This is a genomic window from Rothia sp. HC945 (assembly GCF_051370785.1).
GTDB lineage: Bacteria > Actinomycetota > Actinomycetes > Actinomycetales > Micrococcaceae > Rothia.
In genome coordinates, this window is record NZ_JBFCSN010000004.1 from 88,083 (window position 1) to 111,264 (window position 23,182).

25 protein-coding genes and 1 riboswitch are annotated in these 23,182 nt (G+C 65.1%); of the genes, 13 read left to right on the plus strand and 12 right to left on the minus strand.

Features of this window, described 5'->3' with window-relative positions; all coding sequences use genetic code 11:
• Window positions 1–59: 59 nt before the first annotated feature.
• Entirely contained in the window at window positions 60–1,331 is a 1,272-nt protein-coding gene (nhaA, locus tag AB0Y14_RS11535; protein WP_436589409.1) for a Na+/H+ antiporter NhaA, read from the minus strand.
• A gap of 280 nt (window positions 1,332–1,611) precedes the next feature.
• On the opposite strand from nhaA, the gene AB0Y14_RS11540 reads away from it, so the two are divergent.
• Window positions 1,612–2,133, plus strand: coding sequence for a MarR family winged helix-turn-helix transcriptional regulator (locus AB0Y14_RS11540; RefSeq protein WP_436589410.1), 522 nt, complete (start codon window positions 1,612–1,614; stop codon window positions 2,131–2,133).
• A gap of 25 nt (window positions 2,134–2,158) precedes the next feature.
• Here AB0Y14_RS11540 and AB0Y14_RS11545 read toward each other — a convergent pair whose 3' ends face one another.
• Window positions 2,159–2,920 (minus strand): GntR family transcriptional regulator, encoded by a 762-nt coding sequence (locus tag AB0Y14_RS11545; RefSeq protein WP_436589411.1) that lies wholly within the window; start codon window positions 2,918–2,920, stop codon window positions 2,159–2,161.
• A 156-nt stretch (window positions 2,921–3,076) separates the two neighbouring features.
• Between AB0Y14_RS11545 and AB0Y14_RS11550 the strand changes: the two genes are divergently transcribed.
• The 5 genes from AB0Y14_RS11550 to AB0Y14_RS11570 are packed head-to-tail and all read left to right on the plus strand — an operon-like array spanning window position 3,077 to window position 6,920.
• Window positions 3,077–4,147 (plus strand): ABC transporter ATP-binding protein, encoded by a 1,071-nt coding sequence (locus AB0Y14_RS11550; RefSeq protein WP_436589412.1) that lies wholly within the window; start codon window positions 3,077–3,079, stop codon window positions 4,145–4,147.
• Window positions 4,144–4,830, plus strand: coding sequence for an ABC transporter permease (locus AB0Y14_RS11555; protein WP_436589413.1), 687 nt, complete (start codon window positions 4,144–4,146; stop codon window positions 4,828–4,830). The genes AB0Y14_RS11550 and AB0Y14_RS11555 overlap by 4 nt, the downstream gene beginning before the upstream one ends.
• Complete coding sequence (locus tag AB0Y14_RS11560; protein ID WP_436589414.1) at window positions 4,827–5,498, plus strand: ABC transporter permease; 672 nt, start codon at window positions 4,827–4,829, stop codon at window positions 5,496–5,498. Before AB0Y14_RS11555 ends, AB0Y14_RS11560 begins: the two co-directional genes overlap by 4 nt.
• The gene (locus AB0Y14_RS11565) at window positions 5,498–6,427 is read left to right on the plus strand and encodes an ABC transporter substrate-binding protein (protein WP_436589476.1); all 930 of its coding nucleotides are present in this window, start codon (window positions 5,498–5,500) and stop codon (window positions 6,425–6,427) included. The genes AB0Y14_RS11560 and AB0Y14_RS11565 overlap by 1 nt, the downstream gene beginning before the upstream one ends.
• A gap of 52 nt (window positions 6,428–6,479) precedes the next feature.
• Window positions 6,480–6,920, plus strand: coding sequence for a DoxX family protein (locus AB0Y14_RS11570; protein WP_436589415.1), 441 nt, complete (start codon window positions 6,480–6,482; stop codon window positions 6,918–6,920).
• 176 nt (window positions 6,921–7,096) lie between these two features.
• On the opposite strand, the gene AB0Y14_RS11575 is transcribed toward AB0Y14_RS11570, so the two are convergent.
• From AB0Y14_RS11575 to AB0Y14_RS11585, 3 genes are all read right to left on the minus strand, one after another.
• Complete coding sequence (locus AB0Y14_RS11575; RefSeq protein WP_436589416.1) at window positions 7,097–7,564, minus strand: acetyltransferase; 468 nt, start codon at window positions 7,562–7,564, stop codon at window positions 7,097–7,099.
• Window positions 7,565–7,811: 247 nt separating this feature from the next.
• Window positions 7,812–8,372 (minus strand): pyridoxine/pyridoxamine 5'-phosphate oxidase, encoded by a 561-nt coding sequence (locus tag AB0Y14_RS11580; protein WP_436589417.1) that lies wholly within the window; start codon window positions 8,370–8,372, stop codon window positions 7,812–7,814.
• 182 nt (window positions 8,373–8,554) lie between these two features.
• Window positions 8,555–9,160: a lytic polysaccharide monooxygenase gene (locus tag AB0Y14_RS11585; protein ID WP_436589418.1), complete on the minus strand. Its 606-nt coding sequence runs from the start codon at window positions 9,158–9,160 to the stop codon at window positions 8,555–8,557.
• A 208-nt stretch (window positions 9,161–9,368) separates the two neighbouring features.
• Here AB0Y14_RS11585 and AB0Y14_RS11590 point away from each other — a divergent pair, with 208 nt between their 5' ends.
• From AB0Y14_RS11590 to AB0Y14_RS11610, 5 genes are all read left to right on the plus strand, one after another.
• A complete protein-coding gene (locus AB0Y14_RS11590; RefSeq protein WP_436589419.1) occupies window positions 9,369–9,839 on the plus strand; it encodes a DUF3995 domain-containing protein in 471 nt (156 codons plus the stop codon).
• Window positions 9,840–10,696: 857 nt separating this feature from the next.
• A riboswitch (TPP riboswitch) is annotated at window positions 10,697–10,787 on the plus strand.
• The gene (thiM, locus tag AB0Y14_RS11595; protein ID WP_436589420.1) at window positions 10,778–11,644 is read left to right on the plus strand and encodes a hydroxyethylthiazole kinase; all 867 of its coding nucleotides are present in this window, start codon (window positions 10,778–10,780) and stop codon (window positions 11,642–11,644) included. (Overlaps the previous riboswitch by 10 nt.)
• Window positions 11,641–12,327, plus strand: coding sequence for a thiamine phosphate synthase (thiE, locus tag AB0Y14_RS11600; protein ID WP_436589421.1), 687 nt, complete (start codon window positions 11,641–11,643; stop codon window positions 12,325–12,327). The genes thiM and thiE overlap by 4 nt, the downstream gene beginning before the upstream one ends.
• Before the next feature lie 17 nt (window positions 12,328–12,344).
• Window positions 12,345–13,259 (plus strand): bifunctional hydroxymethylpyrimidine kinase/phosphomethylpyrimidine kinase, encoded by a 915-nt coding sequence (thiD, locus tag AB0Y14_RS11605; protein WP_436589422.1) that lies wholly within the window; start codon window positions 12,345–12,347, stop codon window positions 13,257–13,259.
• Window positions 13,260–13,285: 26 nt separating this feature from the next.
• On the plus strand, window positions 13,286–13,993 hold the full coding sequence (locus AB0Y14_RS11610; RefSeq protein ID WP_436589423.1) for a TenA family protein: 708 nt from the start codon (window positions 13,286–13,288) through the stop codon (window positions 13,991–13,993).
• 51 nt (window positions 13,994–14,044) lie between these two features.
• Here AB0Y14_RS11610 and AB0Y14_RS11615 read toward each other — a convergent pair whose 3' ends face one another.
• The 3 genes from AB0Y14_RS11615 to AB0Y14_RS11625 all read right to left on the minus strand — a co-directional run bounded on the left by AB0Y14_RS11615 (window position 14,045) and on the right by AB0Y14_RS11625 (window position 16,994).
• Window positions 14,045–14,794 carry a hypothetical protein gene (locus AB0Y14_RS11615; RefSeq protein ID WP_436589424.1) on the minus strand — a complete coding sequence of 250 codons (750 nt, stop codon included), beginning with the start codon at window positions 14,792–14,794 and terminating at the stop codon, window positions 14,045–14,047.
• Between the two features lie 201 nt (window positions 14,795–14,995).
• Entirely contained in the window at window positions 14,996–15,457 is a 462-nt protein-coding gene (locus AB0Y14_RS11620) for a universal stress protein (RefSeq protein ID WP_436589425.1), read from the minus strand.
• 34 nt (window positions 15,458–15,491) lie between these two features.
• Window positions 15,492–16,994 carry a CitMHS family transporter gene (locus AB0Y14_RS11625; protein ID WP_436589426.1) on the minus strand — a complete coding sequence of 501 codons (1,503 nt, stop codon included), beginning with the start codon at window positions 16,992–16,994 and terminating at the stop codon, window positions 15,492–15,494.
• 150 nt (window positions 16,995–17,144) lie between these two features.
• On the opposite strand from AB0Y14_RS11625, the gene AB0Y14_RS11630 reads away from it, so the two are divergent.
• Both AB0Y14_RS11630 and AB0Y14_RS11635 read left to right on the plus strand, forming a co-directional pair.
• Complete coding sequence (locus AB0Y14_RS11630; RefSeq protein ID WP_436589427.1) at window positions 17,145–18,818, plus strand: ATP-binding protein; 1,674 nt, start codon at window positions 17,145–17,147, stop codon at window positions 18,816–18,818.
• Window positions 18,815–19,471, plus strand: coding sequence for a response regulator (locus AB0Y14_RS11635; RefSeq protein ID WP_436589428.1), 657 nt, complete (start codon window positions 18,815–18,817; stop codon window positions 19,469–19,471). Before AB0Y14_RS11630 ends, AB0Y14_RS11635 begins: the two co-directional genes overlap by 4 nt.
• 58 nt (window positions 19,472–19,529) lie before the next feature.
• On the opposite strand, the gene AB0Y14_RS11640 is transcribed toward AB0Y14_RS11635, so the two are convergent.
• The 4 genes from AB0Y14_RS11640 to AB0Y14_RS11655 form a co-directional block, all read right to left on the minus strand.
• The gene (locus tag AB0Y14_RS11640) at window positions 19,530–20,345 is read right to left on the minus strand and encodes an IclR family transcriptional regulator (RefSeq protein ID WP_436589429.1); all 816 of its coding nucleotides are present in this window, start codon (window positions 20,343–20,345) and stop codon (window positions 19,530–19,532) included.
• A 106-nt stretch (window positions 20,346–20,451) separates the two neighbouring features.
• Complete coding sequence (locus AB0Y14_RS11645) at window positions 20,452–20,985, minus strand: YbhB/YbcL family Raf kinase inhibitor-like protein (protein ID WP_436589430.1); 534 nt, start codon at window positions 20,983–20,985, stop codon at window positions 20,452–20,454.
• A gap of 35 nt (window positions 20,986–21,020) precedes the next feature.
• Complete coding sequence (locus AB0Y14_RS11650; RefSeq protein WP_436589431.1) at window positions 21,021–22,583, minus strand: GMC family oxidoreductase; 1,563 nt, start codon at window positions 22,581–22,583, stop codon at window positions 21,021–21,023.
• Window positions 22,580–23,167 (minus strand): hypothetical protein, encoded by a 588-nt coding sequence (locus tag AB0Y14_RS11655; protein WP_436589432.1) that lies wholly within the window; start codon window positions 23,165–23,167, stop codon window positions 22,580–22,582. Before AB0Y14_RS11655 ends, AB0Y14_RS11650 begins: the two co-directional genes overlap by 4 nt.
• Window positions 23,168–23,182 lie beyond the last annotated feature (15 nt).

The following is a 23,182-nucleotide window of genomic DNA, read 5'->3' on the forward strand; positions in this document are numbered from 1 at the left end:
CGGGAATCGTCCGGACAGTCTACAAATGCTGTGGAATGAATCATAGAGCGCAGGCCGAGTTACCGGGAGGTACTGAGCTCACTGTGCATTTCCGTTCGGGCCCGGCGTTTGCTCCGCAGGGCAAGGAACGCACCTCCGCAGAGGGCGGCCAGAGCCGACCCGGTGAGGATCGCGACCTTGGCTGCCCCGTCCAAGGACGGGTCCCCCGCAAAACTCAGCTCGGCGATCAGGAGCGAGACGGTGAATCCGATGCCGGCGACGAGCGATACCCCGACGACGTCGGGCCACGCGATCTCCGGATCCAGCTTCGGTCCGCGCAGGCGCGTCACGAGCCAGGTGGCCCCCGTGATCCCGAGGCATTTGCCGACCACGAGGCCGAGGACGATCCCAAGGGCGGCGGGACTGCTCACGGACTCCACGAACCCGCTCCAGCCTCCGACCGCCACACCCGCCGAGAAAAACGCGAACACGGGGACGCACAGCCCAGCGGAGAGCGGCCGGATGCGGTGCTCCAAGACTTCGGAGAGGCCTGCGCGGGCGTCGGCGGGCGTGCGGCGTCCTTGCCGGACGGGCACGCAGAAGCCCAACAGGACGCCGGCGATCGTCGCGTGGATCCCCGAACCGAGGAAGAAAGCCCACGTCAACACGCCGAGAGGCAGGAGGATGATCCACGCGGCCTCGGGTCGCAGGTGCAGAACCTTCTCGCCCCGGTAGGCGACGAACGCGTAGGCCGCGAGCGGCAACGCGGCAAGGGCCAGGAAACCGAGGTTCAGATCGGAGGTGTAGAAGATCGCGATGATCGTGATCGCGATGAGATCGTCCACCACGGCCAGGGTCAGCAGGAAGGTTCGCAGGGCCGTGGGGAGGTTTCGCCCGACCACGGCGAGCACGGCGACGGCGAACGCGATGTCGGTGGCTGTCGGAACCGCCCAGCCGCCGATGGCCGGGCCTCCCGCATTGATCGCGGCGAAGATGATGGCCGGGAGCGCGACGCCGCCCGCCGCGGCGGCCATGGGAACCACGGAGGTTCCCGGGTTGCGGAGTTCTCCGACCACGAACTCTTTCTTGAGCTCCAGCCCGACGATGAAGAAGAACACGGCCAGAAGACCGTCCGCGGCCCAGTGGCCGATCGACAGGTCGAGGTCCAGGGCGCCGATGGCGAAGCCGAGGTGGTGGTCTCGGACCGCGAAGTACCAGGACGAGGCGCCGCTGTTGGCCATGACAAGGGCCAGAAGCGTTGCGCAGAGGAGGATCACGCCGCCCGTGGATTCCTGGCGAAGCAGTGAGGCGAGGCGGTGTGGGACGAGGTGCTGCATGAGAGTCTCCGACAAGGGTCGAGGATCGGTCGATACGTCGATCCATGGGAACAAGGCCGCGCACTCCGCGACCTGCCGACCAGACTTCCCGGCACACCTGAATGACCCAGTATAGGCGAAGGACGCCGCCACGAGGTGCGTGCTCCGTCACGGAACGGAGTCGAGTCCTCCCATGTCAGAACGTGGATTCCCGAGCCGGATGGGGCGGGAACGGGTGAGTGATTGGGGCATAATGGCATGACCTGCGGATCGTGGATCGAGCAGGGAGCAAGATCGTCGAGTGGAAGGTCGTCCGGTGTCCCACGCGCCCCAAGCCCCGTGCGAGCCGCAGTGGCTGACGCAAGAAGAGCGTGAAGCCTGGTTGAGTCTTTCTGCGATCATGTTCCAACTTCCGGGCCAGCTCGAGAACCAATTGCAACGAGACTCAGGCATGGGCTTCGTCGAGTACATGGTTCTCGCGATGCTCTCCGAGGCTCCCGGGCGTCGGCTCACGATGACCGAGCTCTCGTCCCAGACCAACACGCGCCTGGCGAGGCTCTCTCGCGTGGTGAAGCGTCTCGAGGAAGACGCCTACGTCGAGCGCACGACCTCGGAAACCGATCGCCGCGTCAGCATCTGCCACTTGTTGCCGAGCGGTCATGACGCCGTCGTCGCCGCCGCACCCGGCCATGTCAGACAGGTGCGCGCCGCGGTCTTCAACCGACTCAACAAGCGTCAGGTCAGCCAGCTCGCCGCGATCGGTGAAGCGCTGCTCGGTGGCAAGCCTTCTTCGATCGTTGCGGCGCAATTGGCGCAGGGGACGGGCCCCAGGGCCTAGCGAGTCCTGGGACAGGGCTGGTCCGTCAGGGGTTCTCGGGTCGGGTTCCTCCGGCCGTGAAGTAGATGTGGGCGTCGGTCGAGACGAAGACCGATTCGCCGTACAGGAACGGCTCCCCGTCCGAGGAGTAGGCCGTGATCTGCAAGGACAGGCGCGGTTGTCTGTCGGTGATTCCGAGCGTCCGGGCCTCGTCCCGGGACGGCACGCGCAGCGAGACGCTCAGATCCTGCTGTGCGATGCTGACGCCGTACTTCTCTTCGAGGCAGCCGTAGAGGGACTGCTCAGAGAAATCCTCGGTCTCGATCCCCGGGAAGCGGTCCGGGCCGAACCATGTGCGCGAGAGCTGGTGGACATTGCCGTCCACGTAGCGGCGTCGGGACATGTGGAGCACCTCGGAGTGGCGGTCCACTCGGAGGGCGCCCGCCACGAAAGTATTGGCCCGAACGGGGCCGAACTCCAGAATGTCCGAGTGCACCCTGTGCCCAAAACCGGTCAGCTGACCGAAGAAGCCGGTGAATCTGCTGTCGAAGTGCTCGCCCTGTTCGACGTGGTTCTCCGTGGTCGTCGGGGCGGGGCGACCGACCGTGGTGCCGTGTCCACGATGTCGGGTCACCAGGCCGTCTCGGGCAATTTCCTCGATGGCCCGCCGCAGCGTGATGCGCGAGACGCCGTATTCCTCGCACATGCGGGCTTCCGTGGGGAGCAGGGCGCCGTCCTCGAGCTCAGCGACTCGGGCGCGCAATTGCCGCTCGACGGCGCGGTACTTCGGCATCGAAACGGCAGACACTCGACCTCCTGCGGGCCCGGCGGATTCTTATGATTCGTAAGCTATCCTCTAGGCGCTCGAACCCAAAGTATGACGTCGTTTCCGGGTGAGTTGGGCGACGCCCCGAGAAGGCCTGGCGTAGGATCGCACAAAGCAGTCTGGACCGAAGGAACCACCATGCCACTAGGAAAAACGGACGCAATCGAGTTCATCGGAGTCTCCAAGGAGTTCGAGTCCTCCACCGCAGTGGAGAACCTCGATCTCGCGATCCCCGACGGTCTCATCACGGTCTTCGTCGGGCCCTCCGGGTGTGGGAAGACGACGTCGCTGCGCATGATCAACCGGATGGTGGAACCCACCCGCGGACGGATTCTCATCCAGGGTGAGGACAACAAGGACACGCCGGCGTACGAACTGCGCCGGTCCATGGGTTACGTGATGCAGGAATCCGGGCTGATGCCTCACCGCACGGTCGCCGACAATATTGCGACCGTGCCGAGACTGAACGGGGTGTCGAAGCGTGATGGGCGGTCGCGCGCCCTCGAACTGATGGACACGGTTGGTCTGGACCGCGGGCTGGCGAAGCGCTATCCCGCCCAATTGTCCGGGGGACAGGCGCAGCGCGTCGGTGTTGCCCGAGCCCTGGCCGCCGATTCCCCCGTGCTGCTCATGGACGAGCCGTTTTCCGCCGTTGACCCCGTGGTGAGGGCGGACCTGCAGCGCGAGCTCATCCGGCTCCACGAGACCCTGGAGCGGACCATCGTGTTCGTGACCCACGACATCGATGAGGCTGTGACCTTGGGGCAACGTGTCGCGGTCTTCGCCGAGGGCGGCCGTGTTGCCCAGTTCGGAAGCCCCGAGGAGATTCTGCGCGAACCGGCCGACGACTTCGTAGCATCGTTCGTCGGCCACGACCGCGGCACGCGCCGCCTCACTTTCGCCTCCGCGGGAGAGGTTCCGATCCGCCCCCTGGATGCGGAGGACCGGCCGTGGGGCGATTGGCGCCTGGCCCTCGACGACGCCGGCCGACCCGCCGGATGGAGCATCGACGATCGCACGATGATCGGTGGAAGCCTGTTCCCCCAGGGCGGGAGTTTGCGCGACGCCCTGGATTCCGTGCTCTCTTCCCCGTCCGGGTGGGGCGTCGCGGTGGACGACGACGGCCGGGCCCTCGGCCTGCTGTCCTCCGACGACGTCATGGATGCCGCGGCCAGGGAGCGTAAGAGCCGATACGGGGTGGGCCTGTGACCTGGCTCTTCCACAATCTGTCCTACGTGGGGGAGCTGACATGGCTGCACTTGTTGCAGTCCGTGCTTCCCGTGATCATCGGAACCGTGATCTCGATACCGATCGCTCGATTCGCCGCGGTGCGGCGTTCCCGTGGCGCGGAGGGCGCCGGGCGTGCCTCTCGCGCGCGGGCCGGCAAGGCCCGGCGGGGAACTGTGGTCAATGCGGCGGCCCTTCTCTACACGATCCCGTCCCTGGCCCTGTTCGTGCTCCTGCCCCTGGTCCTCGGCACGGCCATTACCTCGCTGACCAACGTGATCATTGCCCTGAGCCTGTACGTGATCGCGATGATGGTCCGCTCCTGCGTGGATGCCTTCGAGTCCGTGGACGCCGCGGTGCTCGACGCCGCCACGGCCGTCGGGTACCGACCGGCTCGCCGGTTCTGGACGGTTGAGCTTCCGCTGTCCGTTCCGGTGATGGCCGCGGGGCTGCGCGTGGCTCTGGTATCGAATATTTCCATGGTCTCGGTGGGCGCGGTGATTGGCATCCAGTCCCTCGGCACGCTCTTCACCGACGGGCTCCGGCGTGACTTCACGACCGAGATCATCGTCGGGATCGTCTTGATCGCGCTGATCGCCGTCGTCCTGGATCGCGTGGTCGCCCTGGCCGCGGCCGTCGCAACGCGTTGGCAGGTGAGGTCATGAACGTTGTCGAACAAACCTGGAACTGGTTCACGGACCCGGCCTCCTGGGGCGGCTCGGGCGGAATATGGATCCGCCTCGCCGAGCACCTGGGATACACGGGCATGGTTCTGGGGATTTCCGTGGTCGTCGCCGTCCCCATCGGGCTGTGGCTTGGGCACACGCGCCGGGGCGGAAACGCGGTGATCGGGCTGACGGGCGCCCTGCGCTCCCTTCCGACCTTGGGCCTGCTGACCCTGTTTGCCCTGTGGATCGGTATCGGTCTGACCGCACCCGTTCTGGCCCTGGTCATCCTGGCCGTGGCCCCATTGCTCGCCAACGCGTACGCGGGAGTCGCCGCCGTCGATCCTGCCGTGGTCGACGCCGCCCGCGCCCAGGGGATGAAGGAATGGCAGATCCTGTTCACGGTCGAGATACCCAACGCGGTCCCGGTCCTGTTCGGCGGGATCCGCAACGCTACCCTCCAGATCGTGGCCACGGTGACGGTCATGGCGTACATCGACCTAGGAGGTCTTGGCCGATTCCTGATCGACGGACTCGCTGTCAGGGACTATTCGCGGATGGTCGCCTCGATGCTGCTCGCCGCGGTCCTGGCACTTGCCCTGGACGGGATCCTGGCTCTCGTGCAGCGCATGCTCACTTCTCCCGGCCTGGTCAAGGAGGAATCGTGATGAATCCCGTATCGAGGAACGCGTCGCGCCGGGAGGTGCTTGGTCTCGCCGCGGCGGCGTCGGTCCTGGGACTGACGGGGTGCGGTCTCTCGGGGAAGAACGCTCTGGGGCCGTCCAAGGGCAGGGGCACAATCGTCGTCGGCTCCGCGGACTTCGTGGAGTCACAGATCATCGCCGAAATCTATACCGCTGTCCTCCAGAACGCCGGGCACAAGGCCGAGAGCCAGCCCGCGATCGGCGCCCGTGAGGCCTATATCGGCGCTGTCAAGCAGGGGAGTGTCAGCGTGGTACCCGACTATTCGGGCAACCTCCTCCAGTACTTTGACAAGACGGCGACCGAGAGCACGGCCGAGGACATCATGACCGCCCTCGCCAAAGTGGTCCCGAAAGGACTCCAAGTGCTGGAACCGTCCCCGGCCGAAGACAAGGACGCGCTGGTGGTCACGAAGGATGTGGCGAAAAAGTACGGGCTCGAGTCGCTCGAGGACCTCGGCAAGGTCTGTTCGGACCTCAAGCTTGCGGGACCACCCGAGTTCCAGGAACGGGCCTACGGCCTGCCGGGGCTCGAAGCCAATTACGGGTGCGTTCCCGCGAAGTTCTCGCCCATCAACGATTCGGGCGGACCCCTCACGGTGAAAGCTCTTCTGGACGATCAAGTGCAGGTTGCAGACATCTTCACCACGACGCCGGCGATCGAGAAGAACGACCTGGTGGTTCTGGAGGACCCCAAGAACAACTTCCTGGCCCAGCAGGCCATTGCCCTGATCCGAAAGGACCAGGTTCCCCAGGCGGCACAGGAAGTGATCAATAAGGTGTCGAGGACGCTGACCACCAAGGACCTGATTCGATTGAACGATCGGGTCAGTGGCGACGAGAAGGCATCGACCGTACAGGCCGCCAAGGACTGGGTCTCGGACAAAGGGCTGTGACTGTGACGCCGGGCCGCGAACGTGCATCGCTCACGGGTAGAGTGTTCGGGATATGAGTTACCCACAGAATTCGACGTTGTCCGCGCCCCTCGGCCTGCTGCTCCTGAGAGTCGGCTTGGGCGTTGTGTTTCTGATGCACGGTTTGCAGAAGTTCAACGAATGGACCCTGGCCGGGACCGCGGAGAATTTCCAGCAGATGGGTGTTCCCTCGCCCGAGCTCGCCGCGACGGTGGCCGCGTACGCCGAGCTGATCGGCGGCATTGCGCTGATCGTCGGCTTGTTGTCCCGGCTCGCGGGTCTGGTGCTTGCCGTCGACATGCTCGGGGCCATCTACTTTGTGCACGGTTCCCAAGGTTTCTTCGCCTCGAACGGCGGGTACGAATCCGTTTTGGTGCTTGGACTCGCGTCCTTGGCCGTCTTCCTCCTCGGACCCGGTCGGTTCGCGATCGCCGGCGGGCTCGACGACCGGCGAGGCTGGGGCATCCTGGCCTGACAACCGGGCTTTCACGCGCCGAGGTGGCATTCTCGTGCGCCCTTCGGCGTCGAGGTGGCAGTTTGGGGACTGAAAATACGGTTTTTTGTCGCAAAATTGCCACCTCGCCAGGCCGCTAGGCCCGCCGTCCCGCCGTCGCCCGCCATCTCGGGCCCCTCCGACCGAAGCCCTCGGCCTCAGCCCAGGCGGAGATGCAGTAACGGGTACGGTCGCCCGGCGTCGTCGGTTTCGCTGCGTCCGACCACGTGAAAACCTCGACGGGTATAGAACTCCACCGCTTGGGCATTCTGTTCATTCACATCGACGTTCCGGACCCCGTGCTCTTCGATCGCGTGGGTCAGAAGTTTCGTTCCGATGCCGACTCCGCGTTGGCCGGCGTCAACGAACAGCATCTCCAAGTTCCCGTTGAGGACGCCGGAGAACCCCACCTGTCGACCATCCAGCTCGGCGACATCCAGCGAAACGGCGGGGAAATATCCGGTTTCCATAGTGGATTCGATCTCTTCTCGGTCCGCCTCGGCAAGGAAATCGTGGGTTGCGTTGACCGCGCTGCGCCAGATTGCGACGAGTGGCGCATAGTCATCTGGTGCTCGAACGGGCCTGACTCTGATTCCGATCTCGCCGGCGTATGACTGCTCATTCATGTCTCCATCATGATGGGGGCAGCGCGAGAACGCATGACCTTGTTGGCCTCCTGCCGAGTGGCACGGCCTAGCGCCGGCCGACGCCGGGGTCGCATCCACGCCTGTGCCGGCCGCGATGAGCGCGATCCAGTCGTCGTAGTCGGCGCACTCGATGACGGTTTGTGGTCGGTCCCGAGCGCTTCGAACGCGCGTAGATGGCGCAATTCCAGGTCCATGACTCCCAGCTGAGGGCGCGGGGCCGCGCGGGTCAGCCGGCCGGGGTCGTGACCAGGTGGTTCTCCCACCCTGAAGATTCGCGCACGTATTCGACCCTCGTGTGGTTGCGGTCTTCGCGGGCCTGCATGAATTCGTATTCCGTGGGTTCCAGAGAGTAGAGCTGCCACTCCGGATTCGGTTCGCCCGTGTAGCTGGGACGCTTTTCCCAATCGCGCTCTGATTCCTCGCCGCTGAGGGCGACCACGTTACCCGTGACCCGGACCTGCCGCCCGGACTCCCGCCAGAAGAAGACCATGGATGCGCGCGGGTTCTTGTCGAGTTGCTCGCCTTTGCGGGAGGTGCGGTGCGTCGAAAAATGGAAGCCCCGCTCGTCGATGTCCTTGACGATGAGGGTGCGACCGACGGGAGTGTCCCCGTGCTGGATCGTCGTGAAGGTCATCGCATGCGGCTGTCGATTTCCCGATGCGATCGCGTCCTGGAACCACTCCTGGAACAACTGCTCCGGGTCCTCGGGAACTGTCCCGGGGTCGAGGATCGGAAGGTTTTTGGGGAAGGACGGCAGACTGCCCAATTGGTCGCTCAATGTGCTCATACGTCGATGGTAGGTGAGGACGACAAAACACGGACGATGAATGCGAACTGTGCCTGGAACGATGTGCGGAATCTGAGGGCTCACCTGCCCGCCTTCGCCGAGTAAGCCCCGCCGGTGTCGACGAGGATTGGAGTCCTCATCGACACCGGGCAGGAAATGACTCGACCGAATGTCGAAAAATATCAGTCGTTGATATTCACATCGACGGTGTTGTAAAACGCGTTGGACGTATCCTCGATATCCCACACGGCGTAGATCACGTGATATCCCTTGTGGTCATCGGGCAATTTCATCTGGTCCGCGGTCCCGTCAGTAGGAAGCGAACCATCGCCCTCGACCTCGGAGAGCGGCTGCAGCTCATCGCGAGTCAGCGGGGAGTTCTGATCCCAGCCGTTCTTGGTGATGTAGTAGTGCCACTTGGCGGTGGGGTGCTTGGCCGTGTACTCCCAACCCAGGTTGAGCTCCTGGCCGGTCTGGACCTCGTTCTTGTCCCACCTGTCCGAGGACTGCTCGTCCAGGTTCTTGGCGAGATCCGTGCCCGCGGAGGCCAGATGGCCGTCCTCCGGGCCGCCCGTCGAGGAATCCAGGCTGAACCCCTTCGGCGCCTCGATGGACTGCGGCTCGTACTGGACAGCGCCCATGTCGGTGTTCGAACCCATGGCTGCACGAGCGGTCACGTCCGATTCGGAATTGCCGATGTACCCGTGGGCGTTGGCTGCCGCGGCACCGCCGAGAACGAGCACGCTCGCCAGGGCAGTGGCGGCGCTTAAAGTGAATGACTTACTCATAACGTGTTCCTCAATGTGATTGGTGTCAAATGTTGTGCGAGTCGGTCAGCGAGTCTAACCAAAATTTTGAGGGGTACGCGAAATTCGGAAATCGCTGTCGTGTTTTGAATGGGATGCGAGATAAGTGCTGGAAGGTTGCCGAATGAAAGCTCCATACGGTCTCGGTGCGCCCCTGGTATGTTCCGGGGCGGGTCAATAGGCTCGACCCATGAAGAGATCGGAAGGGCCGCGTCTGCTGACCGTGGCGATGGTTCTGGGGTTCTGCCATGCTGCGGCGAGTCTGTACTGGGCGCTCGGTGGGTCCTTGCTCTTGGGGACGGTCGGGGAATTTGCGGTCCGAATGCATCGGGACGGGGATGCCGGATTCCGGTGGATGCTCGGTCTTGTCGGGGTGGGCAAGGCGGCCGCCGCCTTGATCCCCTGGGCCGACCATCTCCGCCCTCCTCCGCATCGATGGATCCGGGCGGTCTCCTGGGTTGGCGCCATCGCGCTGATCGGCTGGGGCGCTCTTGGGGCGGTCGGCGGCTGGATCGGGATCGCCACGGGCTCGTCGGCTTCGAATCGACCGGCGCAATGGGGGCACGCCATTCTCTGGGATCCCGTGTTCCTGCTCTGGGGCCTGGCACTTGCTGGTGCACTCTGGCTCACCCGTCGGTCCGGGGTGGGCCCAACTCCGTGACTCACGGGTGGTCCTGGGGATGAGGGCGCGGAATGCAGGCCGAACCCCACAGGCGGTGGAGAAAGTTATCCACAGGTGTGTACAACGGTGTGCACAAGTCGAACACGTGTCCTAGGTTCTGTGGGATGTGGAAGGGTTCGACGCGCTCATGGGGCCGAAGTCGATTCGAAACACGACCCCGACGGGGGATCGAACTACGCGTATGTAAGTTGTCCACGCCTGGGGACAACGTCTGTGGACAAGGCGTGGTCCGGCGACGTCGACCGGTCCCGCTTTCCGCGCGTCCATGGGGATCCAGGGCGGGCCGATGGGGCGTCGGCCGCCAGGGGAATGCGCTGGTCAACGCGAGCCTTGTGAGGACGGCGTCGGTACAAGGGGCCGTACGTCGGGGTGTATGGTTCGACGGCGGTCGCCCCGTCACGAGCGGGGCAACGCGACCATGGGTTGTCCACAATTATCCACAAGTGTCCACAGGGCGGCTTCCGAATTTCCAGATTCTCCACCACCTGTGCGAAAAGTTGTCCACAGGTGGGGACGGGCGTGGTCGGATGCGGGCCGCTGGTCGACTCTCCGAATGGCCGGGCGTCGTCGACCGGCTTTCTTTCGGGGACAGATTGACCCACGACACCCCCGATATTGCGGGATCAATGGTTGCGGACCAACTCGAGGTGGCGGTTCGCCGTCGAGTTCGTGGACAACGTGAAGTCACATTCGTGTAAGTTCTCCACACTGTGGATATGCGGTGTGGAAAACCGGTCTTGCGCGTCGATTGTCCACAGATTGTCGGCGCCTTCGCTCCGTCCATGCCAAGGTTCGGGTCCTCGGACTAGAGTTGGACCCGAGCGCACGTGAGCGTTCGCAGTGACAAGGGGTGCCCTGGGGCTGAGATACGACCCTTTGAACCTGATCTAGCCAGTACTAGCGAAGGGATGGTCACCATGGCTGGTTCGCAGAACATCGAAGCGTCGATCACGGATGCCGAGGCCAACGGTGCCGATCGGGTCGTGATCGATCCCGCCCGGGCGGTGCGGGACACGGCTCCTCTGGTGCACTGCCTGACCAATGCCGTGGTCAAGGAGATCACCGCCAACGTTCTGCTCGCTGTGGGCGCCTCTCCCGCCATGGTTGAGCACCCGGAGGAAGCGGGCATTTTCGCCGGAGTGGCCAACGGACTTCTGGTGAACGTCGGAACGGTCTCGGATACTCAGATCTCGGCCATCAAGGCCGCGGTCGAAACGGCCCGAACCAACGGCGTGCCCTGGGTCCTGGACCCTGTCGCCGTGGGCTCTCTCCCCGTGCGCACCGAACTTTCCCGGACCCTGCTCGAAGCCCGACCGTCGGTGATCAGGGGAAACGCCAGCGAGATCGTGGCCCTCGCGGGGTTGGGACAAGGCGGCCGCGGGGTCGAATCGACCGACGACGTCGAATCCGCTCTCGACGCCGGACGCGCACTGTCAGAGCGCACGGGTGGCGTCGTCGCCATCTCCGGGGAGCGGGATGCGATCGTCTCCGCGGATCGAATCACGTGGGTGACCAGCGGTCACCCGTTCATGCCCTTGGTCATTGGCACGGGATGTTCCCTCGGGGCAACGGTGGCAGCCTACCTTGGTGCCTCACGGCCGGCCGGCGTGTCGGAGCACGACGCCGCCGTGGCCGCTCACGCGCACCTGGGGGCCGCCGGAACCCTGGCAGGCAGAACTGCGGAAGGCCCCGGAACGTTCCATGTGCGGTGGCTCGACGCTCTTTACGAGTTGCATCCTGAGGGCATCGCCCGCACGGCCGAGATAGTAGAGGACGCCCCGTGATCCCCCCGACCACAGACTTCTCCCTGTACTTTGTGACCGATACCGCCCTCTGTGGGGGTGTCGATCGCGTCCCACACGTCGTGTACGAGGCCGTGATGGGCGGCGTCGGTGTGGTTCAGGTGCGTGACAAGGAACTGAGGGACGCCGAATTCTCCACATTGGCGAAGGAATGCGCGAAGGCCATCGGGAGGGCCGAACAGGATTCGGGCCGGCCCGCGCATCTGTTCGTCAACGACAGGCTCAATATCGCGGCCGACCTCGGGCTCAATGTGCACGTCGGCCAGTCGGACGCCGCAGCGAAGGAGGCCAGACGGGTCCTCGGGCGGGAGCTGATGGTCGGCCTCTCGGTGTCGAGTCCGGACGAAGCCCGCGCCGCGGTGGCCGAACGGTATGCGGATGTTCTGGGCATCGGCCCCGTTTGGTCCACCCCCACCAAGAACGACGCCGGTCCACCCCTGGGGCCCGATGGCGTCACCGCGTGCGCGGCCTTCGCCCGAACGGTCGGTTTGTCCAGCGTGGCCATCGGCGGTATCAATCCCTCCACGGCGACCCGGCTCGCGGGCGTGCCCGTCGATGGTCTCTGTGTGGTCTCGGCGATCGCCGGCGCGGATGACCCCCGGCACGCGGCCGCGGAGATGCGGCGTCTTGCAACCATGACCCTGATGAGAGGACGTGACTCGTAATGCGGCCACCCGTCGCCATGACCATTGCAGGTTCCGACCCCTCCGGAGGCGCCGGAATCCAGACCGATCTGAAGGCCTTTGCGGCCGTCGGGGTCTACGGGTGCGCGTGCCTGACGTCGTTGACAAGCCAGAACACGCGCGGAGTCCGTGATGTCCACGGAGTCCCGCGCGAGGTGGTGGCCACCCAGATCGAGTCCGTGATCGACGACCTGCCGGTGGACGCAACCAAGATCGGCATGCTGGGCACCGCCGACGTGGTGCGGACGGTCGCGGCTCTGATCTCCGAGCGGCGCGAGAACTTCGGCACCGTGGTCCTTGATCCCGTGATGGTCGCAACCAGTGGGGACCCCCTCTTGAGTGAGGACGCCGACGCCGCGCTCCGCGGCGACCTGCTTCCCCTCGCGGACCTGATCACGCCTAACCTGCCGGAAGGCGCCCGGCTTCTGGATCGTCCCGACCGGGTCGCGCGGTCCGTCGACGAGATGCGGACACAGGCCGAGGAGCTGCTCGCGCTCGGCCCCCGCGCCGTGCTCCTCAAGGGAGGCCACCTGCGTACTGGCGAGGCCGTGGACATCCTCGCGACTGCCCCCGGATGGGAGCCCGGCACGACGTCGTCCAGAAACGAGCCGGCAGGAAACCCCGTTCTGGTCGAACTGAGCTCGCCGCGAGTACGGACGCGCAACACGCACGGAACGGGGTGCACCCTCTCGTCCGCCATCGCAGGATTCGCGGCCCGGAATTCCAGGCCGGAGACGCTGGACTCGGAGAGCGCCGAACCCCGGACCATTGACGACGACGCCCTCGAAGGGGCGACAAGGGACGGCAAGAACTTCCTGACGAGGGCGCTCAAGGACGGTGCCGAGTGGCGCCTCTCGCGATTCCCGGAGCAGGGCCACGGTCCCGTCAACCACTTGTCCCAAGTACTGAGGTAGAAACGTCCACGGAGTGTGAGCACGCCATGAACCAAATCGCCGAAGACAAGACCGGCCCGTGGCGGACCGGTGAATTCACGAGTCGCCTGTGGAACGATGCCTCCGGGATCCTGGACCGAGTCAACCGTCTGGCTTTCCTGGAGGAACTCGCCGCGGGGACTCTCGCCCCAGAAATTTTCGTCGACTACATCCAGCAGGACACCTTCTACCTGGGCAATTACTCCCGGGCGCTCGCGATGTTGGCCACGCGAGCACCGTCACAGGAGGCCGCCGAATTCTGGGCCGGGAGCGCCAGCGCGGCCGTCGCGGATGAAAAAGCCCTTCACGCCCAACTCATGGCTGACCGCCGTTTGAGTGCTTTGCCCAGACCGGAGGCGCCGTCCCCGACCACCAGAGGGTACATGTACACCCTGCTCGCGGCGTGCGCGTACGAGCCCTACGACGTCGGTGCGGCTGCGGTTCTTCCCTGTTTCTGGATCTACGCCGACGTCGGCCAGCGCCTGTCCCTTCGCGCGGAGACCGTGGAGGATCCCCCCTACGGCCGCTGGATCGAGGAATACGGCGACCCGGCCTTCGCGGAGGCCACGCAGCGGGCCATCGACCTGGTGGATGAGGCCGCCGAATCGGCGTCGGATACGGTTCGGTCACGGATGCGCGAAGTGTTCCTCGACGCCTCCCGATACGAGGAGATGTTCTGGGACGCCGCCTATCGTCGGGAGAAGTGGAGCCTGTAGCAGTGCACCGGTCTGTCACCGGGCTGTGGGCGGCTCAGTGCCGCGCACGGCTCACGTGCAGGTGCAATCCTTTCGGGTCGTGTATGAAATCGGGGAGATGTACACCTGTTGGTAGTTCGTCGAACTGTTCCCGGATGAATTGCTCGAGTAGGTCAAGGAGAAGCTGGTCAGCCCTTGGCCGGTCAGCTTGTAATGCACCAGTCCGAGTTCCGTCCCCGGGAACACTCCGAAGGCACCCGGGGACCCCGAGTGCGCGCTGCGGCACGTGGGGCCGGAACAGGTCACGTCCGCCGGGGTCGAAGGGGTCGCGACGGCCCCTGGAACCGTGACCACGTCGCCGTAGTATCCGCTTTCGTAATCGATGTCGGTCACCCAGAATTCGACGCAGTAGACCGGCTGGGGGAACGTGAAGGTCACGGTCTGGGAGGCCTGCCGGTAGCTCTTCAAGAGGGTTCGCTGGTTCAGCTCCAGGTACGCACCGGCGGTGGCCCCTGGGGGAGCGAGATTGACGACACCGAAGTTGTACCGCCCCCTGTTGCCTCCGTTTCCGGCTTCCCCGGAGGTGGTCAGGAACATCTTGGAGGTGGCGCCCGTCGTGGCCGCGGAAGTCACGGTGATGCCGTTGGACATGCTTCCTGAAGCGGCTGTCTGCGTGGTGCGCCCGCCCCGGTGGGTGGCCACGGTCTTCTCGCAATTGCTGACCGCGTAGGCGGGGACGGTGGAAGCTCCGGCAACCAGGGGCACGCTCCAGGCGGCACCCTTGGCCACCGCGCGCCGAGTGGGGGACGACGTGGTGTGCATTGGTCCTCTTCTGCTCATTCTGTGCGAATACCTGTCCTGACGGAGCAGACGAGCGAGCCTCAACGGACCAACGGGTCCGGCAGGGGTGGCCGCCCGAACGCCCCACAGTTCGGTACGGTAATGTACTCGTGAGTACGGGAAGAATGTTAACACAAAAAGGATTCCAACGCTTTGGGCGACAGCGGTTGATCAGGCCCTACGTTATTTCACGGTGAGCACGGGGCAATCCGCCTCGAGAATGACCCGCTGGGCGCTCGAACCGAGGAACAGTTTCATGACCGGGGAGCGACGCCGCGTCGCCAGCACGATCAGCCGGGCATCGTGTTCTTCCGCGAGCTCCAGGACCTGGTTGGCGACGTCGTCGCCGGCGCGCTGGATCTCGAATTCGATCCCCGCATCGATGATCTGGCGGGAGACCTCCTTGACGATCTCGATGCGGCTTGCCGTGGGGCTCGTGGTGCTGTCCGATGCGTACACGACGACCCGCAGGGCCGCCTTCTCCCTCTCGGCGGCCGCGATCGCCTCGTGCATCACCCGAGGGCTGGCATCCGAACGGTGCCCGAGGACCACGGTCCTCGCCGCCCGGTCGATGCCCGCCGACGCCGAAACCCTCAGAGAGGGCTCCGGCATCGGCCGGGCGGGTTTCGAATAGAAGTCAGACATGCGGTGTTTTCTCCTTTCGCTTGCTGTCCGCCGGCTAGGAGCCGATGGCGATCACGCCGACCAGCACACCCACGGCCAGCATGACCAATGAGACCACGAGCGCTCGCCACAGAACCTTCTTGTGGTGGTCGCCGAGTTCGACTCCGGAGAGCGAGACGAGCAGCAAGATGGCGGGAACCAGCGGCGACTGAAGATGCACGGGCTGCCCGGTGATGGATGCCCTGGCCATGTCCGTGGCCGGAATCCCGTAATGGGCCGCGGTTTCCGAGAGAACCGGAAGGATGCCGAAGTAGAAGGCGTCGTTGCTCATGAAGAACGTCATCGGGACAGACAGGACGCCCGTGATGACGGCGAGGTAGGGGCCCATGGAACCAGGGATGACGTCCACGAGCCAGGAAGCCATCTCGTCGACCATGCCGGTCCCACTCATGACACCGGTCAGAACTCCGGCGGCCATGACCATCGCCACGACCGAGATGATCGAGGTCGCGTGGGAGGCCAGCTCGTCCTGCTGTTCCTTGACGCCCCGGAAATTGACCAGAAGGGCGATGACCGTCCCGATCATGAACAGGTACGGAAGGGGCAGGATGTCCACGATCAGCAGGACCATGATCGCAACCGTCAGGGCCAGGTTGAACCAGAAGAGGTGCGGCCGAAGGGTCGGACGATTCGGGTCCAAGGCCGTATCGGTCAGCGCGGAGGAACCCTGCTGCTTGTCCTCGAACTGGTTGACCACGAGCGCTTGAGTGGCCGGTCCGGCCGAGGGGTTCGCCGCGGAGCCGTCGTCGCCACCGGAGGCGGAGTGGGAGCCACCGTCGGCCGGTGCCGCGACGTTGGCCATGACCCGTCCGGAGCCCTCGGTTGCCGCATCGGTCCCGTTCTCGGCGGCGTCACCGGAGCCGGTAACCCATGCCACGCCGTTCTTCTGCAGGCGACGCCGTTCGGACCGCCCCAGAAGGTAGGCGAAACTCAGGGCAACGATGAGGCCCACGATCAGGGACGGGACCATGGGGGCGAAGATCGAGTTCGCGTCCAAATGCAGTGCGGAGGCCGCGCGCGCCGTCGGGCCGCCCCAGGGGACGATGTTCAGGGTTCCGTTGATCAGGCCGGCCGTACAGGTCAGGACCACGGGCGACATGTGCAGCCGCTGGTAGATCGGGAGCATTGCGGCGGTGACCACGATGAACGTCGTCGAGCCGTCGCCGTCCAGTGACACCGCGCCCGTGAGAAGGGCCGTGCCGAAGACCACTCGCACCGGGTCGTTGCCGCAGAAGCGCAGAATCAGGTCGACGAGCTTGTCGAACAGTCCGACGTCGATCATGATGCCGAAGTAGATGATGGCGAACAGCAGCAGCGCGGCCGTCGATGACATGGACTCGATCGCGTCCATGACCATGTCACCGATGCCCAGGCCTGCGCCCGCAAAGAGGCCGAAAATGGTCGGGATCAGGATGAGCGCCAGGACTGGCGAAAGTTTCTTGGTCATGATCAAGGCCATGAAGACCAGAATCATGACGAATCCGAGAAGGACGATCACGGGCTTCTCCTTCGAAGGTTATTGTGATGCGCAATACACCCTAGGGACTCCCGTGGGGTGCGCGCAGGGTTGTGCTCACAGATCGCGTTCTGCTCATTGCGCGCCTTTTGTGCATTGTGCTCAACGGTGATTGCGGTCTAGGCTGAGCGCATGCCGCGACCCTCCAGCTCCTTCTCCCGCCGAGTGCTGACGAGTCAGCTGCTGGTCATCATCGTGGTGCTGGCGCTCGCGGCGGCGACCTTCGCGTGGCTGGGCGCTCGAACGGTCACGGACACCACCGAGACCAGGGCGCTGTCGATTGCCCGGACTCTCGCGTCCGAATCCGTGATCGAGGAAGGCGCGACCCGGGCCAGTTCCGAGAAGGAGATCGACCCCGAGGCCGCCCGTTCCGGTGACGTCCAGGCCCTCGCGCAAGAGGTGGCCTCCCGGAATTCCGTCGAATTCGTGGTGGTCACGGACGACCGCGGATTGCGCATCGCGCACCCGGACCAGTCGCGTCTGGGGAAGAAGGTGTCCACGTCACCCGACGCCGCCCTGTCCGGTCGCGAGGAGACCACCCACCAGAAGGGCACCCTCGGGGAAACGGTGCGGGCCAAGGTCCCCGTGTATTCGTCGACCGGAGACGGGACCGTGGTCGGTGAGGTTTCGGTCGGGATCCGCACCTCCGTGGTCGGCGCCGAGGTGCGCCAGAGGCTCTGGGTGATCGGCGCTCTCGCGGCGGCCGCGCTCGCGGTCGGCGTCGCGGTTTCCGTGGCCCTCGGCAGGAGACTCAAGCGCCAGACCCTGGGCGTGGGCCCCGAAGAACTGGTCGAGATGGCCCAGCACCAGGAGGCCGTGCTGCGCGGCCTGGACGACGGCGTCCTCGGATTCGCGCCGGACGGGCGATTGACCCTGAGCAACAGCACCGCGCGGATCCTCTTGGGCCAGGACGAGGGGTCGATGGGCGACATCGACATCCCCGAACGGATCCGGACGATGGTCGAGGAGGTCCTCACCGAGGACGCCGGCCCGAACGCCCCTGAGCTCAGACGGCGCGTCTCTGTCGGCGACCGGATTCTCCTGGCCACGGCCGTGCGGGTGCGGCGCGGCGGCATATCGGTCGGGGGCGTCGTGACGCTCCGGGACGAGACCCAGATCCTGACCATGTCCCGTCAGCTCGAGTCCGTCACCACGATGGCCGATGCCTTGCGCGCCCAGCGTCACGAGTTCGCGAACCGGCTCCACACGGTCATGGGTCTCGTGGCCACCGGGGCCGACCAGGAGGCCGAACGCTATCTGGGCGAGATTCTCAGGACAGGCCCGATCGGTGCCCCGGTCGAGGGGATCGACGCTATCTCCGACCCCTACCTGAGGGCGCTCGCCGAAGCCAAGGGCACCACAAGCGCGGAGGGCGGCGTCCAGCTGCGCGTTTCGGAGGACTCCCTGGTCCTGGGACGGGTCCGGGAGCCCGAGGACGTGACCCTCATCCTGGGCAATCTGATCGACAACGCGGTGCGTGCCGCCGTCCGCGGCTCGGTGACGCCACGGGTGGTCGAGATGCATCTGCTGAGCGACGGAGAGGCTCTGCACGCCGTCGTGAGCGACACCGGCGACGGCCTGGCCTCGGAGAGCGAGCGTGAGCGCGTCTTCGACGACGGCGTCAGCTCGGGCGATGGTTCCGGCGACGAGGCGCACGGGTTGGGCATCGGTCTGGCCTTGTGTCGCCGGGTCGCCCGACGCCAAGGAGGTCGAGTGTGGCTGATCCACGGCAAGGACCCGCGACTGGGCGGGGCGAGTTTCGGGGTGGAACTGCCCCACGTTCTGGAAGAGAAAGGTGAATCGTGACGAAAGTACTGGTGGTCGACGACGACCTGTACGTCGGCCAATTGCACTGTGAATACGTCAACCAGGTGGCGGGGTTCGAAGCCCTCGAGCCCGTCCGGGATGTCCGTGCGGCCCGGGAAGTCCTGGACGGCGGAGAAGTTGACCTGGTCCTGGCCGACTACGTGCTGCCCGACGGCAACGGGCTGGACCTCCTGCGTGCCGCGGACACGGATGCCGCCGTGCTTTCTGCGGTTGCGGATGCCGCGGTGGTTCGTTCTGCGTTGCGGGCGGGGGCGCTGACCTACATTCTCAAGCCTTTCGACGCCGCCGTGCTCCAGGGATTCCTCCGTCGGTACGCACGGTACTGCCGGTTGCTCGACAGGGAACGCCTCGACCAGGCGGGCCTCGACCGGGCTCTGCGCGCACTGACCGATTCGGTCGGGGCGACGCCGGCCACGCACTCTCCCGGTTCTTCGACGTCGGGCACGATCTTGGAGACCCTGCGCGGTGCCAATGCGGTCATGTCGACCGCCGAGGTCGCGGAGGCCGTGGGGGTTTCCCGAGCGACCGCGCAACGACACCTGGTCAAACTTGCCGAATCACGCTCTGTCACGGTGACCCTCCACTACGGGTCGACGGGCCGCCCCGAGCATCTGTACGGGGCCGAAAGGTAAGGGACTCGAAGGAAGGGCCGGGGCAGCGCCGTCGGCCCGGACGGGGACGCCGGCGGGACTACGCGATAGGGGCCTGAGTCGTGCGGTAGTAGCGGCTGATGCGATTCGCGGTGTCACGAAGCCGACGTTCGAGCTCCCTGTCCCGGACGGGGCCCGTGTCCTGGGACGGAGTGCTGATCGCGACGGAACCCACGACCATTCCGGCGTCGTTCCGAACACCGATGGCGGCGCAGGTCATGCCAGGGATGAACTCTTCCTTCTCCCAGGCGATGCCCCTGTTCCCGACTTCCGCGAGGTGTTCCTCCAGCTTGGCTCGGTCGGTGATGGTTGTCGGGGTCAGGTCCGACGTGCCGTGGGCCTCGAGATACTGGTCGAGCTGGGCCTTCGACATGCCGGACAGCATGATCTTTCCGAAAGCGGTTGCGTGGGCGGCTTCGTGGAAACCGAAACGCAACGGCTGGAGCCGTGGATACCGGGGGCTGTCCACGACGTAGGCGAGCACCACGCCGGTCCCTCGGTAGATCGCGAAATACGCCGCGGCCTTGGCGTAGTCGTGCAGGATCTGGATTTCCGAGCGGACCATGGCCGGGACCCCGACCTGACGGTGCAGGGAGGCCCCGAGCTGATCGAGTTTGAACCCCAATTCGAAGCGATGCTCCGATTGCAGGTGCGTGAGATAGTCCGCCTGCACGAGCGCCTGCATCAGACGGTAAACGGTCGGCAGGGGGTACTGGAGCGTGTCGGAAACTTCTCGTGCCGTTGCGCCGCCGCGTTCGGAGACGAACTCGAGGATAGCGAGGGTTCGCTCAATGGTCTGAACGCTCGAATCACGAGGTGCAGACGACTTCTTGGCGGTCTTCTTCTCGACGGTCACGTTCACTCGCCTCCGTACATAGCGGTCATTCCGGACAAGACATGGGGATGGTGACCCGGCCGTCCGCGCCACGGGTCGGTGGGACGGACGGCCGGGCCCAGGGAGCCTACTTGGCTTCGAACGCACCGGTTATCACTGCCCGGGCGATCGTGTGCCCCGACATGTTGAATCCGAGGAACGCCGGTGTGGCGTCCGCCCCGACGTCGAGGGTTTCGACGTCGAGCGCGTGGACCGCGATGTAGTAGGTGTGGACCCCGTGGCCTGCGGGAGGAGCCGCCCCGAGGTAGCGGGAGAGGCTCGCATCATTTCGCAACTGGATGGCTCCTTCGGGCAAGCCTTCGCCGTCCTCGCCGCCGGCTCCGCTCGGGACCGACGTCGTCGAAGCAGGCACATCCGTGACGGCCCAGTGCCAGAAACCGCTGCCGCTCGGTGCCGTGGGATCGTACACAGTGATGGCGAAGCTCTTCGTCTCGGAGGGGAAGCCGCTCCAGGACAGTTGCGGGCTGATGTCTTCTCCGCCCGCGCCGAAAATTCCGCTGACTTGGGCTGCGGGCAGGGTTCCACCATCGGAGAAGTCGGTGCTCGTGATGTCGAACGAGGGCACTTCTGCGATCTGATCGTACGGGGATGTAGTGGACATTCTCTCTCCTCAAGTAGTGATGAAGTTCAGGTGTTTCAGATGCCGTTGGTCTTCAGCTGGTCGACGATGTACTCGGCCTGTCGAATCGCGAGCGCGACGATGGTCAGCGTCGGATTCGCTGCGGCTCCGGTCGTGAAGACCGAACCGTCGCTGATGAACAGGTTGGGGATGTCGTGAGTACGTCCCCACTGGTCCACCACGCCGTCCTCGGGGCGCTCGCTCATACGGGAGGTCCCGAGATTGTGCGTCGAGGGGTACGGGGGAGCCCGGTGGGAACCGACGGCACCGACCGCGTTGTAGAGCTTCTCGGCCTGCTGGTACCCGTGGTCGCGCATGGCGACGTCGTTCGCGTGATCGTCGAAATTGACGTTCGGGACCGGCAGACCGTTCTTGTCCGTGACGGACGAATTCAAGGTGATCCGATTCGACTCCTGCGGCATGTCTTCGCCGATGACCCACAGGCCCGCCGTATTCAGGTAGGCGTTCATGATCTCGGCGAAGTCGGCGCCCCAGGCTCCCGGATCCGCGAAGCTGGCCAGGAACGCGGGGCCGAGGGAGATCGTTTCGAGATAGTAGCCTCCGACGAAACCACGGTCCGGGTTGTGGATGGATTCGTCGGCGATCACGCCCGCCATCGTCTCGCCCCTGTACATGCGCACCGGCTTGTCGAACCGCGAGAACACGGAGCCCGTGGTGTGCCGCATGTAGTTGCGCCCCACTTGCCCCGACGAGTTCGCGAGCCCATCAGGGAACATGGGTGTCGCCGACATGAGGAGAAGGCGTGGGGTCTCGATCGAGTTGCCCGCGACCGCCACGAGCTTCGCGGCCTGCCGGTGGAGGTTTCCCTCGTCGTCGAGATAGAGCACGGAATCCGCTCGACCGGAAGCGTCGTGGGTGATCTGCACGACCTGACAGTCCGAACGCAGGTCCAGCAGCCCGGTGTCTTCGGCTCGCGGGATTTCGCGGACCAGGGTCGACCACTTGGATTTGTTCTTGTCGCCTTGGAAGTTGAAGCCGTCCTGGATGGATGCGGGGCGGCCGTCGTACTCCTCGGCGTTGGTCGCGTAGGGCCCGGTCGCGTAATGCTTGTAGCCGATGCGCTCGGCCCCGTTCGCGAAGACCTTGTAGTTGTTGTTGGCCGGCAATGGTTTGCGCCCGTGGGTGTGGGTCGATCCCATCGCGATTTCTGCCCGCTCGTAGTACGGGTCCAGGTCTTCCCTGGTGATCGGCCAATCGAGAAGGTTGGCCCCCTCCACGCGGCCGTACGTGCTCCGGGCCTTGAACTCGTGTTCCTTGAAGCGCGGCGTCGCGCCCGACCAGTGCGTCGTGGTGCCGCCCACCGCCTTCACGATCCACGTCGGAAGGTTCGGGAAGTCGGTGGTGATTCGCCACGAACCACTGGTGGTGCGCGGATCGAGCCACGCCATCTGGTTGAAGGCTTCCCATTCGTTGTTCACGTAGTCCTCGTTGCGCAGGTAGGGACCCGCCTCGATCATGACCACGGGGATGCCCTTTTTGGTCAGCTCGTAGGCGAGGGTGCCTCCGCCCGCTCCGGAACCCACGATGACAACGGCTTCTTCATTCTGATCGATTTTCACTTCGAAACCTTTCTCATCACGGTTTCCTGGGATCCAGGCTGGTTGCTGGTGTCGGTCTGCTGACCGCCGATCGGCGACTTTCCGGTGGACGCGAGTATCGCGTTCGGGGCAATGTCCGGCAGCGGCTCACCGTCGTAGAGCTCGATCCGGGGTTCGGGAAGCCAATCGAGGTCGTTGAAACCGCGGTTGATGTAGCCGCCCTTGTCGAAGCTCGGCCCCTCGTAGCCGAGGACCTCCCAGACCTCGGGGTCGTCGTAGAGGTTGAGCACCGTGGTGCGACGGATGAACCCGAAGAACGCCGTGGCCTCGATGCGGTGCAGGACGCTCGTCGCGGCTTCGTCGTCGAGATTCCTGAAATCGCCGCCGGCCAATTGGCTCAGCGTGAGAATGCCCTGGGTCAGGGCCACGCGGAACCAGGTCGATTCCCGGGCCTCGGTGAGGATCCTGGTGGCGGTTCGTTCGTACGGGCCGTCCGGGAATTCCGGATGGGGGAAGGCCACGCGGAGCAGCCTGACGAGCACGTCGTGTGCGTCATCCGTCAGCTCCATCTCGTTCAGTTGTGGGTATTTTGCTGGGAACGTCATCGTTCAGCTCCTATC